Consider the following 13687-nt stretch of genomic DNA (forward strand, 5'->3'; position numbering starts at 1 on the left):
AATCGTGATCCCGCGGGCCTTTTCCTCAGGCGCCTTGTCAATCTTGTCAAACGGAATAAACTCCGCCCAGCCACGCAGTCCGCAATGCTTGGTGATCGCAGCGGTCAATGTCGTCTTGCCATGGTCAATATGACCGATCGTTCCCACGTTTACATGCGGCTTGTTCCGCTCAAACTTCTGCTTTGCCATTTTCCACCCTCTTGCTCAAACGGGTTTGCCATTGAAATAAATCTGAATCATCTGCAATCAGATACTTTGCCCATCCAAAAGGGGAAAACTGGATGGGCAAGGAATATCAAAACCAAAATATCTTCGGCTACCACCGGTAATGGGCAAAGGCCTTGTTGGCCTCGGCCATGCGGTGTGTATCCTCGCGCTTCTTAACCGAAGCGCCCCTTTGCTGGGCGGCATCCATAAACTCACCGGCCAGTTTCCTGGCCATGCCTTTTTCCGGCCGCTTTTCCGCATAAGTGAGTATCCACCGGATGGCCAGGGCGGTCTGGCGCAATGGCCGGACCTCTGTGGGCACCTGGTATGTGGACCCCCCAACGCGCCGGGACTTGACTTCGAGCTGGGGCTTTACATTGCCCAGTGCCTGCTCAAAAATCTTTAAGGCCGGCTCATTCATCCGCTTTTCAATAATATCAAAAGCTTCATATATCAGTGACTGGGCCGTGCTCTTTTTCCCGTCTTTCATTACGGAATTGACAAACCGGGATACGAGCGGACTTTTGTACTTGTAATCCGGAATAACTTTTCTTTCAGGGATTTCTCTTCTTCTCGGCATTGCCTACACCATTTTTTTTCAGATACAAGTTGCGCCCCGGATATAACGTTACTTGGGACGTTTGGCTCCGTACTTGGACCGACCCTGCTTCCGGTCAGCCACTCCAAGCGTATCCAGGGTACCGCGAACAATGTGATACCGGACACCGGGAAGGTCCTTGACCCGGCCCCCGCGCACGAGAACCACCGAGTGTTCCTGGAGATTATGTCCGATGCCGGGGATATACGCGGAAACCTCCACCCCTGTTGTCAGACGAACCCTTGCCACCTTTCGCAGGGCGGAATTTGGCTTTTTGGGCGTGGCCGTATAAACTCTGACACACACACCGCGCTTTTGCGGCGAAGCTTTAAGCGCAGGCGCACCCTTTTTCTTCTGAATCTGCTTGCGGCCCTTGCGAACCAGCTGATTAATCGTCGGCATGCTATCCCCTATCCATTACAAATCATTCATATATTCACAATGTTTATAGTGCTAAGCTAAAATAACAAACAATACCCTTAAATCATGGTGGTGTCAAGCTTTTTTCTTTTACCTGCCGGCACCCTTTTAACCGCCCCGCACACAACCGGATACGGCCGGACACCGCTGCTTAGTATTCAGCGGCGATATCAGGCCGCCCGTATTCCGTCCGGCCAGTGCCTGCGGGGATCAGCCGGCCCATGATCACGTTTTCCTTCAGCCCGCGCAGGCCGTCATATGCACCTGCGATGCTGGCATCTGTCAGCACCTTGGTGGTCTCCTGAAACGAGGCTGCGGAGATAAAGCTGTCTGTGGACAGAGAGGCTTTTGTAATCCCCAGAATAAGCGGCTCGCCCACGGCCGGGGTCCCGCCCTGCTCCACCACCGCCTGGTTGGTTTCCTCAAATTCGATTCTGTCCACCTGTTCCTCGGGAATAAAAGCAGTGTCGCCAACGGTCTGAATTTTGACCCGGCGCATCATCTGCCGCACGATCACCTCGATATGCTTGTCATTGATGCGAACGCCCTGGAGTCTGTAGACTTCCTGAACCCCGTTTAACAGGTAACGGGCCAGCTCGACTTCGCCTTTGATGCTCAGAATGTCCTGCGGGTTGGGGCTGCCTGCGGTGAGCGGTTCTCCGGCCTTGACATAGTCGCCGTCATAGACGCTGATGTGCCGGCCGCGCGGAATCAGGTATTCCTTCTTTTCACCGGCATCCACCGGGGTGACAGTCAGCCGTTGTTTTCCCTTCTTTGTGGCCTTGGCAATGGCCACAAAGCCGTCGATCTCCGAGAGCACCGCTGCCTCCTTGGGCTTGCGGACCTCGAAGAGTTCGGCCACACGCGGCAGACCACCTGTAATGTCCTTGGTCTTGGTGGTTTCCCGGGGAATTTTTCCGATGATGTCGCCGGCCCGCACGTGATCGTGCTCTTCGACCATTAAAATGGTGTTGACCGGCAAAACATATCTCGCCGGTCCGGAGCCCGGGATATTGGCGGTTTTGCCTTCCTTGTCCTTGATGGAAATCCTGGGCCGGGCGTCCATTCCCTTTGATTCCACCACAGTAAGGCTCGATTTGCCGGTCACCGGGTCCACCCGTTCCTGCAGGGTCCGGCCGATCACCAGGTCCCCGAATTTGACCTTTCCTTCCACTGCGGTGATGATCGGCGTGGTGAACGGATCCCAGGAAGCCAGCAGCTGACCTGCTTCCACCCGCTGGCCGTCCTCGACCAGGATGTCTGCGCCGTAAATCACCGGACACCGCTCCAGTTCCCTGCCGGAATCCGAAACAACGGAGAACTCGCCACCCCTGCGGTTCATGACAATTTTGCGGTTTTCCGCATTCACAGCCACATTAAGCTTGTTGTACTTGACAATCCCCTGCACCCGGGCCCGGATTTCAGCTTCCTCCACCCGCCGGCTGGCAGTACCGCCGATGTGAAAGGTTCTCATGGTCAGCTGGGTGCCGGGTTCGCCAATGGACTGGGCGGCAATGATGCCAACCGTCTGGCCGATTTCCACAAACCCGCCATGGGCAAGATCCCGGCCGTAGCACATGGCACAAACCCCGAACCGGGAACGGCAGGTCAGCACCGAACGGATTTTCACGCTGGTAACCCCGGCCTGGCTGATGCGGGCAACACCGGATTCATCGATCTCATCACCCCGGCGGATCAGCACCTCGTCGGTGAACGGATCCTGGACGTCTTCTAAGGCAATGCGGCCCAGCACCCGCTCTTCAAGGGGCTGGATCACTTCTCCGCCTTCAAGGAGGGCCTCGACCTCAATGCCCATTACCGTGCCGCAGTCATGCTCCATAACAGTGCAGTCCTGGGCCACATCTGCCAGGCGGCGGGTCAGGTATCCGGAGTTGGCGGTTTTCAGCGCCGTATCCGCAAGTCCTTTACGGGCCCCGTGGGTGGAAATAAAATACTGGAGCACGGAAAGTCCTTCACGGAAATTGGCGGTAATGGGCGTTTCAATGATCTCGCCGGATGGTTTTGCCATCAGGCCCCGCATGCCAGCCAGCTGCCGCATCTGGTCCTTGCTGCCGCGGGCGCCGGAATCAGCCATCATAAAAATCGGGTTGACCGTCTCTCCACCGGTCTTGTCGCTCATGTCGGCAAGCCGCTTATCATCGACCTGAGCTGCATCCTTCTGCAGATCAGTCATGATATAAGGCTTTTCCATTGCCTCCATCATCTTGTTGGCGATCTCGTCGGTGGCACGGGCCCAGATGTCAACAACCTTGTTGTATTTCTCCCCCTGGGTAATCAGACCCTCGGTGTACTGGTGGTTGATCTCGGCCACCTCTTTTTCCGCAGCTGCGTGAATGTCCCACTTGCTTTCCGGAATAATCATGGCATCAATGGAAATCGACAGCCCGCCGGCCGTGGAATAGCTGTAACCGATGTTTTTGAGCCGGTCGGCCAGAATCACCGTGGCCTTGGGCCCCTTGTGCCGGTAGGTGTAATCCACCAGATCCTGCAGGGCCTTTTTGTTTAACACCTTGTTGATGGTGTCAAAAGGAATCTCAGAGCGCTTTTCGATAACCTGGAATACATGGTATTGATCACCCACGTGAATGATCCCGCTGACATCGCCTTCATCCAGGGAAAACACCGACTCCACCTCAAAATCCGGCAGCTGGAAGATTTCCTGAAACTCAGGGGCGTCCAGAAGACCGATATTTCCTTCATAGGTCTTGTCAAACGCCTCGGAATAAGGCTTGACGAGATCGCGAAACGGGGTGCCCTCCTCCACTGCCTCCACAACATCATCGGCCCTGTCCCTGTCTGTGACCATGATGTGACGAAGGATGTAGCTGTCGCCCTTGGGAATAATTTCCCACAACAGCACGCGGCCCACCGTGGTTTCCACCCGCTGGCCGTTGATGCGCACGGTGACCTTGGCATGAAGATCCACCACCCCGGCGTCGTAGGCCACGCGCACCTCCTGGGTGTCGGCAAACTTCATCCCGCTGCCGCGGGCACCGGTCAGGCCCAGGGTCATGTAATAAATGCCAAGGACGATATCCTGGGTGGGCACGATGATGGGGCTGCCGTTTGCCGGCGACAAAATATTGTTGGATGCCAGCATCAGCACCCGTGCCTCGATCTGGGCTTCCATGGACAGCGGAATATGCACGGCCATCTGGTCGCCGTCAAAGTCGGCGTTAAACGCGGTGCAGACCAGGGGATGGAGCTGGATGGCCTTTCCCTCGATGAGCACCGGCTCAAAAGCCTGGACGCCCAGGCGGTGAAGCGTCGGGGCGCGGTTGAGCATCACCGGGTATTCCTTGACCACCTCGTCCAGGGTATCCCAGACCTCGGGAGTCCGCTTTTCCACCCATTTCTTGGCGCTTTTGACAGTGGTGACAATGCCTTTTTGCTCCAGGCGATGATAGATAAAGGGCTTGAACAGCTCCAGGGCCATTTCCTTGGGAATTCCGCACTGGTGCAGCCGCAGATCCGGACCGATAGTAATCACGGACCGGCCGGAATAGTCCACGCGCTTGCCCAGCAGGTTCTGGCGGAACCGGCCCTGCTTGCCTTTTAAGGTCTCGCTCAGGGATTTCAGGGGGCGCTTGTTGGTGCCGGTGACCACCCGGCCCTGGCGGCCGTTGTCTATGAGCACGTCAACGGATTCCTGAAGCATTCGCTTTTCATTGCGCACGATGATATCCGGCGCCCGGAGTTCCATTAAACGGCTCAGCCGGTTGTTGCGGTTGATCACCCGGCGGTACAGGTCATTTAAATCCGAGGATGCAAACCGCCCGCCTTCCAGCGGAACCAGCGGCCGCAGATCCGGGGGCAGCACAGGAATAACGTCTAAAATCATCCAGATGGGGTCCAGCCCGGACTTGCGAAACGCATCCACCACCTTGAGCCGCTTGGCCAGTTTCTTGCGCTTGGCATCAGAGCCGGTCTCCATAATCTCGGTACGCAGTTCCTTGTACAAGGCCTCGATATCGACGCGCTCCAAAAGAATCTTGATTGCCTCGGCCCCGATACCCGCCTCGAACTTGTTGCCGTAAAGCTGCCGGGCCTCCCGGTATTTTTCCTCAGAGAGCAGCTGCAGTTTTGAAAGGCCCGTGTCCTTGGGATCGATCACGATAAAATTGTCAAAATACAGAACCTTTTCCAGGTTCTTTAAGGTCAGGTCCAGCAGGTTGCCGATTTTGCTCGGCAGACTCCGCAGAAACCAGATATGGGTTACGGGCGAAGCCAGGTCAATGTGGGCCATGCGCTCACGCCGAACCTTTGACTGGATTACCTCCACACCGCATTTCTCGCAGATGACCCCCCGGTGTTTCATGCGCTTGTACTTGCCGCAATTGCACTCATAGTCCTTGATGGGGCCGAAAATCTTTGCGCAGAACAGGCCATCCCGTTCCGGTTTAAAGGTCCGGTAATTGATGGTCTCGGGCTTCTTGATCTCGCCGTGCGACCAGCTCCGGATCTGCTCCGAGGAGGCCAGGGCGACTTTTACCCCTTTATAGCGGTTCGGGTTTTTCGGCTTGATGAAAAAATCGTAGATCGTTTCCAATGCGATCTCCTTGCATGAAAAATAAAATTATTCGCTGTCTTCTTCGACCAGCGTTATATCCAGGCCCAGACTCTGCAATTCCTTGGTCAGAACCCTGAAGGATTCGGGCAACCCGGGCTCAAAAACATTCTGGCCCTTGACGATTTTTTCGTACATGCGGGTTCTGCCGGCCATGTCGTCGGACTTCACCGTCAGAAACTCCTGCAGGCAATGGGCGGCGCCATAGGCCTCTATGGCCCAGACCTCCATTTCCCCGAGCCGCTGGCCCCCGAACTGGGCCTTGCCCCCGAGGGGCTGCTGAGTGACCAGGGAATAGGGACCGATGGATCGCGCATGGAGCTTGTCTGCAACCAGATGGTGCAGTTTAAGCATGTACATGGCCCCCACAGTGACCTTTTCATCAAAGGGCAGGCCCGTGCGGCCGTCATAAAGGGTTGCCTGACCCGACGGGCTGACCCCGGCCTCAGAGAGCAGATCCTTGATCTCCTCTTCTCTGGCACCATCAAACACGGGGGTGGCCATAAAGACCCCCTCAGAGGTGTTTTCAGCCAGGCGCTGAACATCGGAATCGGATATATCCTTGATCTGATCGGCTTGCGTCTTGCCGGAAAAGATTTTTTTGAATTTTTTGCGCAGCTCCCCGGTTTTGCCCTCGGCCAGCAGCGCATTGACCTGGTCTCCCAAACCCTTTGCCGCCCTTCCGAGATGAATTTCAAGGATCTGGCCAACATTCATCCGCGAAGGCACACCCAGGGGATTTAAAACCATGTCCACGGTACGGCCGTCGGCAAAATAGGGCAGGTCTTCTTCCGGCAAAATCCGGGAAACAACGCCCTTGTTGCCGTGCCGGCCGGCCATTTTGTCACCCACTGCCAGGGTGCGCTTCATGGCCACGTAGATCTTGATCATCTTGATGACCCCGGGGGGTAGTTCATCGCCCTTTTCAATGGAGCTGACCTGGTGCTCAAAGGCGGATTTGGCCATTTCGGCCTGCTCGCGGTAGCGCGACAGGATTTCGGCCACCTTTTCCTCGGTCTTTTTGTCCTTTAAGGAAATCTGTCCGAACTTGGCCAGGGGAATATCAGCCAGCATCTTTTTTTCCATCCGGACATCTTTGGCAATCAGGACCTTCTGTCCGTCAGTGAGGCTTTCTGAGCACTGTTTGCCGGCCAGAGCCGCAATGATCTCGTTTCTGGCCGTCTCCTCGATGATCTTTAGCTCATCATCGCGGTCCTTTTCCAGGGCGGCGATTTCCTCGTCCTCGATTGCCCGCGACCGGTCGTCTTTTTCCACGCCCCGGCGGGAAAACACCTTGACATCCGTGACAATTCCGGAAATACCGGGCGGCACCCGCAACGAGGTATCCTTTACATCCCCGGCCTTTTCCCCGAATATGGCCCGGAGCAGTTTTTCCTCAGGAGAGAGCTGGGTTTCGCCCTTGGGCGTGACCTTGCCCACCAGGATATCGGCCGGGCCCACCTCGGCACCGAGCCGGATGATACCGCTTTCATCCAGGTCCTTGAGCGCTTCTTCCCCAACATTGGGAATATCACGGGTAATTTCCTCCCGGCCCAGCTTGGTGTCCCTGGCCAGCACCTCGAATTCCTCGATGTGCACGGAGGTAAAAACGCCGTCTTTGACCAGTCGTTCGCTGACCAGAATAGAGTCTTCAAAATTGTACCCCCCCCAGGGCATAAACGCCACTGTCACGTTTTTGCCCAGGGCCAGTTCCCCGTTGTCCGTGGCCGGACCGTCGGCTATGATTTCACCGGCGTGAACCCTTTCGCCCTTCTTGACAATGGGCCTGTTGTTAAAACAGGTATTCTGGTTGGAGCGCACGAACTTGCCCAGGTTGTATATGGTGACATCCTTCTGGGACGGATCATCTGAAGGATCATGCTGCAGGACAATTCTGGAGGCATCCACATCCACCACCGTCCCGTCGCGCCTGGCCACAACCGTAACTCCGGAATCCCGGGCCACAATGCCTTCCACACCGGTGCCCACCAGAGGAGCCTCGGTATTGAGAAGGGGCACGGCCTGGCGCATCATGTTCGAGCCCATCAGCGCCCGGTTGGCATCATCGTTTTCCAGAAACGGAATCAACGAGGCACTGATGCTCACCAGCTGATTGGGGGAGACGTCCATGAGTTCGATGCGGTCTTTTTCAACCATCATGAACTCGCCGTCCACCCGTGAAATCACCACCGGGTTCACATACCGGTTCTTGTCATCCACCGGTGCGTTGGCCTGGGCAATGGGATGATCCTTTTCCTCAAAGGCCGAAAGCAGCCGAATCTGGTTGGAAACCGTTGCTTCCTCCACCACCCTGTACGGGGTTTCGATAAATCCGTATTCATTGACCCGGGCATATGTACAAAGCGAAACAATAAGTCCGATATTGGGACCTTCCGGCGTTTCAATGGGACAGATCCGGCCGTAATGGGACGGATGCACGTCGCGCACCTCAAAGCCGGCCCGGTCCCGGGTCAGCCCGCCCGGCCCCAGGGCGCTTAAGCGCCGCTTGTGGGTTGTTTCCGAAAGCGGGTTGGTCTGATCCAGAAACTGCGAGAGCTGACTGGTGCCGAAAAACTCTTTGACCACGGCCGACACCGGCTTGGGATTGACCAGGTCATTGGGCATGAGCGCATCGACTTCCTGCATGCTCATGCGCTCCTTGATAGCCCGCTCCATGCGCACCAGCCCGATGCGGTACTGGTTTTCCAGCAGCTCGCCCACCGCACGCACCCGCCGGTTTCCCAGATGGTCAATGTCGTCAACAGTACCCTGGGTGTCGCGCAATTCCACCAGAATGCGGGCGGTTTGCAGGATGTCCTCCCTGCGCAGGGTCCGCATGTCCAGCGGGGTGTCAATATTTAAACGATGATTGAGTTTCAGCCGGCCCACGCTGGACAGGTCATAATAGGCGGTTTTAAAAAACAGATGATCCACAAAATCCTGGGCCACCTCTGCGGTCACCGGGTTGCCCGGCCGCAGTCGCCTGTAAATGTCAATTAATGCCTCTTCCTTGGTCTTGGCCTTGTCAAGAAGCAGGGTTTTTCGAATGGACTGGCCGGTAAAAGGACCTTCCATGACCAGGAGTTCAAACCACTCCACCCCGGCTGCAGTCATCTGCTCAAGCAAATCCGGCTCTACGGGATCATTGGATCGGGCAATGACCTCACCGGTTTCCGGGTGGAGCACGTCCGAGGCGATCACACGCTGCTGGAGTTCATCTGTGGTCATGGGCACATGTTCCATGCCCGCGGCCTGAAGCTGCCGAATGGCGCGCTTGGTGATCATCCGCCCTTTTCTGACCAGAACTTCTCCGGTTTCCGGGTGAACAATGTCTTCCCCCGGACGTTCGCCCTTGAGAAATTCCGGATTCAGCTTCCGGACAAATTTTTCATCCTTAATAAAGACTTTTTCGGTATGGTAAAAATAAGACAGGATATCGTCATCCGTGTAACCCAGGGCCTTAAACAGCAGGGTGACCGGAAACTTGCGCCGCCGGTCGATGCGCACGTAAACGATATCCTTGGGATCAATTTCCATGTCAATCCAGGAGCCGCGCACCGGAATAATCCGGGCGCTGTAGATGATCCGCCCGCTGGAATGGGTCTTGCCCTTGTCATGATCGAAAAACACGCCCGAGGAGCGGTGCAGCTGGCTGACCACCGCGCGTTCCGTGCCGTTGATGATAAAAGTCCCGCGTTCGGTCATCAGGGGGATGGTGCCGAAATAAATCTCCTGCTCCTTGATATCCCGGATGTTGGAAACACCCGTGGTCTTGTCTACATCATAGACCACCAGGCGCACCCGGATCCGGACGGAGATTTCATGAGTCATGCCCCGGTTGATGCATTCATTGACCGAGTGTTTGACCTCCCCGAAATGGTATGAAACAAATTCCAGAGAAGCCGTTCCGGTGAAATCCTTTATGGGAAACACCGAGGTAAACACAGCCTGCAGACCGCTGTCTTTGCGCTGTTCGGGAGCAACCCCCATCTGCAGAAATCGCTGGTAGGATTCGCGTTGAATCCCGATAAGATCCGGGATGTCCACAATGGACTGAATGCGACCGAAATTTTTCCGAAATCGTTTGTATTTCGGCGGATTTCCTGTCATTTCGTCTCCAGCATATATCGTATTAAAATCAATTTGCGAAAACCGGCAGCCGGGCAAGCCCCGATGCCGATTTTCGCAATTTTGTCGTGATCACATGTCTGTGCGCTATGCATGCATTTGCGCCGAATTGCGTATAAAAGGCGCCTGAACAAAGGCAGGCTACTTGATTTCCACAGAGGCACCCACACCTTCGAGCTGTGCTTTGATCTTGTCGGCCTCTTCCTTAACCACGCCTTCCTTGACGGGCTTGGGCGCTTCTTCAACCATGGCCTTGGCTTCCTTGAGGCCCAGACCAGTGATGGCGCGCACTTCCTTGATAACCTGAATCTTTTTGTCGCCCACTGCGGACAAGACCACATCAAACTCGGTCTTTTCCTCTTCAGCTGCGGCGCCTTCGCCCCCTGCAGCCGGCGCTCCGGCCACTGCCACGGGTGCTGCGGCGGAAACGCCGAATTTGTCTTCCAGTTCCTTGATCAGTTCGGAAAGCTCCAGAACCGTCATGTTGGCAATAAAATCGATTACATCCTGTTTGGTGATGTCAGCCATTGGATATCTCCTTGGTATTCTTTTACACGATCATTTGCGTAAGTTTTAAAACTCATGGTTGCATTGTTGGGCCCGGAAAAACGGATCAGGGCCTAAGCCGCCTCTTTCTGATCATTTATGGCCTTAAGGGCATAGACCAGACGCTCGGGAACATTGTTAAGGGCCCGAACCAGACCTGTGGGAACGGCATTCATGGTGCCCAGCACGGTTGCAAGCAGCACTTCGCGCGACGGCAATTCCGAAAGCCGCTTGATGCCGTCGGCGTCAAGAATACTGCCGTCCATGACCCCGGCCTTGATCTGCAGCTTGTCATTATCCTTGGCAAACTCGCAGAGCACCTTGGCCGGCGCCACCGGATCATCATAGCTCATGGCCACTGCGCTGGGGCCTTCAAACTGCTGCCGGAGCAAATCCACATTGGTTTGCTCCGCAGCCCGGATCAAAAGGGTGTTTTTCACCACTTTGAACTCAATGCCGGCCTGCCTGAGCTTTGAACGCAGATCGTTGATTTTTGTGACATTGAGCCCTTTATAATCCACGAGCACAAGGATTTTTTTCTGCTCGAATTTCTCGTGAAGGGCTGAAACGAGCTCCTGCTTTTGCGAAAGCGTTAACACTGACTCCACCTCCTTTCTGAATCTGTAAAAACCACGGGCCTCCACAGCATCAGAAAGCCTGCCTCAGTAGGCCGGAAATTCATTTTTCCGATTATACACGCCTGACGGGGTGAACCTACGGTCTTTGACAGATTAATGATTAAATATCGCAATTCATATCGATATATATGGCAAGCGCGTCCCGGCCTTTTGGCCGGATCGCGGGTCCAAGCAATAACCGGCAAACCTTACTTGAGCAGTTCCTTGACAAACACCGGGTCCACCTTGAAACCGGGACCCATGGTTGTGGAAACGGCAATGGAGCGCAGATACGTTCCCTTGCTGGCCGCCGGCTTCAGGCGCAGCACCGTGTCCATAAACGCCCGGATATTTTCAAGCAGCCTTTCCGGGCCAAAGGAAACCTTGCCCATGGGCGCATGAACGATACCGGTTTTATCCACCCGAAAGTCCACCTTACCGGCCTTGAGTTCATTGACCGCCCGAGCCACATCAAAAGTGACCGTTCCGGTCTTGGCATTGGGCATCAGGCCTCTCGGGCCGAGGATTTTTCCGATCTTTCCCACAGAGCCCATTACATCCGGCGTTGCCACGGCCTTGTCAAAGTCAAACCAGCCGCCCTTGATCTTTTCGATCAGGTCATCATTGCCCACATAGTCAGCCCCGGATTCCTGGGCTTCCTTTTCCTTTTCACCCTTGGCAAAGACAAGGACCTTGACCTCTTTGCCAAGACCATGGGGCAGGACCACGGATCCGCGAACCATCTGGTCGGCGTGTCGGGGATCGACTCCAAGCTTGGTGGCAATATCGACGGTTTCATCAAACCGGACATAGGATGACTCAACCGCAGCAGCCACCGCAGCAGCAAAATCCATCCGCTCCTGGAGATCAAACCTGGACTTGATATCCCTGTATTTTTTGCTCCGTTTACGCATTGTTTTTCCCTTAAGCTCCTTATTGACCTTTATACCACTTCCAGCCCCATGCTCCTGGCCGTGCCCTCGATGATCCGGCAGGCATTTTCCATGTCCGGGGCATTTAAATCCGGCATCTTGGTTTTGGCGATTTCTTCCACCTGGGCCTGGGTCACCTTGCCGACTTTTTCGGCCTTGGGGCTGCCCGAACCTCTTGCAATGCCGGCGGCTTTTTTCAACAGCACAGCAGCCGGCGGGGTTTTGGTGATAAACGTAAAGGTTTTGTCCTGGTATATGGTGATCACCACCGGGGTGATCATGCCTTCGTCATTTGCCGTTCTGGCATTAAACGCCTTGCAAAAATCCATGATATTGACCCCGTGCTGCCCCAGTGCAGGGCCGATGGGCGGTGAAGGATTGGCCTTTCCCGCCGGCACCTGGAGCTTTACCTGGGCTACGACTTTTTTCGCCATGTCTTAAACATCTCCTGTTCTAATTTTTCGCCACCTGCACGAAATCGAGTTCTACCGGTGTGGAGCGTCCGAAAATGCTGACCAGCACCTTGAGCTTGCCTTTTTCCGGGCTGACATCTTCCACGGTGCCGTTGAAATTGGTAAACGGCCCGTCGATGACGCGGACCTCGTCTCCGACTTCAAAATAAAACTTGGGCTGGGGCTTTTGCTGCCCGGCTTCCATCTTGTGAATAATCTGATCGGCCTCTTCATCTGAAATGGGTGCAGGCCGGTCCCGCCCCCCGAGAAATCCAGTGACCTTTGCCGTATTTTTTACCAGATGCCAGGTTTCTTCATCCAATTCCATCCGGACCATAATATAACCCGGATAAAATTTCCGGCTGGAGGTTTTCCGCTTGCCCTTGACCAATTCCACCACCTGTTCGGTGGGCACCACAACTTCGCCGAATTTTTCCGGATGGGCACAGGTGGCAATGCGCTCCTCAAGGTTTTGCTTCACCTTGTTTTCAAAGCCGGAATACACATGGATGATATACCAGTTCAACGCCACGCCTTAACTCCCTTGTTAACTCAATTCTACAGGATCAAACGGACGAGGCTGGACAATCCCATGTCCACAACGCCCAAAAAAATGGCGATAATGAATACAAAAACCAATACAACAGCTGTAGTGCCGACGGTTTCCTTGCGCGTCGGCCAGGTTACACGGCCCAGTTCCACTTTGACTTCCCGCAGAAACTGAATCCAGTTGCCAAAGTATCGATCCAGCAGCCGCAGCACAGTACTCTGACCCCTGGCTCTGCTCGCGGATCCGGATCTGGCGGGCTTTGACTTTTCCGCGGCTGCGCTTGACACTCCGGATCCTTTTCCAGAGCCGCCTGCTGCAGCCGCCTGGTTGTCATCAGCACCGCCTGAGACAGAATCGCCGGCATCCTTTTTTTTCTTTTTCTGTTCTGCCGGCTTTTTTTTCTGCATTCTTGCCATTTCGGCTCCTAAAATATCGAAAGCTCAAAGTTGAAACGCCTTTTTATCGGTGCGGTTTCACTGACATCCCAACCTTTGAGCTTTTCGTTGATTTTTGGCAGGCCAGGAGGGATTTGAACCCCCAACCACCGGATTTGGAGTCCGACGCTCTGCCGTTAGAGCTACTGGCCTGAATTAATTCCCCATGGCCAATCCGCCAGCGGTAATTTACTTGGTTTCCCGGTGAAGCGTAT

11 protein-coding genes and 1 tRNA gene are annotated in these 13687 nt (G+C 55.0%); all 12 read right to left on the reverse strand.

Annotated elements, in window-relative coordinates; all coding sequences use genetic code 11:
* Positions 1 to 189: GTP-binding protein (locus tag ACTCIA_RS14895; RefSeq protein WP_463002601.1), on the reverse strand; the 189-nt coding region annotated here is incomplete at its 3' end.
* 127 nt (positions 190 to 316) lie between these two features.
* Positions 317 to 787, reverse strand: coding sequence for a 30S ribosomal protein S7 (gene rpsG / locus ACTCIA_RS14900; RefSeq protein ID WP_463002602.1), 471 nt, complete (start codon positions 785 to 787; stop codon positions 317 to 319).
* 48 nt (positions 788 to 835) lie between these two features.
* Positions 836 to 1207 carry a 30S ribosomal protein S12 gene (rpsL, locus tag ACTCIA_RS14905; protein ID WP_410270448.1) on the reverse strand — a complete coding sequence of 124 codons (372 nt, stop codon included), beginning with the start codon at positions 1205 to 1207 and terminating at the stop codon, positions 836 to 838.
* 169 nt (positions 1208 to 1376) lie between these two features.
* On the reverse strand, positions 1377 to 5795 hold the full coding sequence (gene rpoC / locus ACTCIA_RS14910; RefSeq protein WP_463002603.1) for a DNA-directed RNA polymerase subunit beta': 4419 nt from the start codon (positions 5793 to 5795) through the stop codon (positions 1377 to 1379).
* Between the two features lie 27 nt (positions 5796 to 5822).
* Complete coding sequence (rpoB, locus tag ACTCIA_RS14915; RefSeq protein ID WP_463002604.1) at positions 5823 to 9923, reverse strand: DNA-directed RNA polymerase subunit beta; 4101 nt, start codon at positions 9921 to 9923, stop codon at positions 5823 to 5825.
* 159 nt (positions 9924 to 10082) lie between these two features.
* Entirely contained in the window at positions 10083 to 10469 is a 387-nt protein-coding gene (rplL, locus tag ACTCIA_RS14920; protein ID WP_463002605.1) for a 50S ribosomal protein L7/L12, read from the reverse strand.
* A 92-nt stretch (positions 10470 to 10561) separates the two neighbouring features.
* Positions 10562 to 11086, reverse strand: coding sequence for a 50S ribosomal protein L10 (gene rplJ / locus ACTCIA_RS14925; RefSeq protein WP_463002606.1), 525 nt, complete (start codon positions 11084 to 11086; stop codon positions 10562 to 10564).
* Positions 11087 to 11313: 227 nt separating this feature from the next.
* Positions 11314 to 12018, reverse strand: a complete 705-nt coding sequence (gene rplA / locus ACTCIA_RS14930) for a 50S ribosomal protein L1 (RefSeq protein ID WP_463002607.1) — start codon at positions 12016 to 12018, stop codon at positions 11314 to 11316.
* 29 nt (positions 12019 to 12047) lie between these two features.
* A complete protein-coding gene (gene rplK / locus ACTCIA_RS14935) occupies positions 12048 to 12470 on the reverse strand; it encodes a 50S ribosomal protein L11 (RefSeq protein WP_181551578.1) in 423 nt (140 codons plus the stop codon).
* A 19-nt stretch (positions 12471 to 12489) separates the two neighbouring features.
* The gene (nusG, locus tag ACTCIA_RS14940; RefSeq protein WP_181551577.1) at positions 12490 to 13020 is read right to left on the reverse strand and encodes a transcription termination/antitermination protein NusG; all 531 of its coding nucleotides are present in this window, start codon (positions 13018 to 13020) and stop codon (positions 12490 to 12492) included.
* A gap of 26 nt (positions 13021 to 13046) precedes the next feature.
* A complete protein-coding gene (secE, locus tag ACTCIA_RS14945) occupies positions 13047 to 13454 on the reverse strand; it encodes a preprotein translocase subunit SecE (RefSeq protein ID WP_463002608.1) in 408 nt (135 codons plus the stop codon).
* A gap of 95 nt (positions 13455 to 13549) precedes the next feature.
* Positions 13550 to 13625: transfer RNA gene (locus tag ACTCIA_RS14950), tRNA-Trp, on the reverse strand.
* Between the last annotated feature and the right edge of the window lie 62 nt (positions 13626 to 13687).

It is taken from the genome of Desulfosalsimonas sp. (assembly GCF_055149105.1).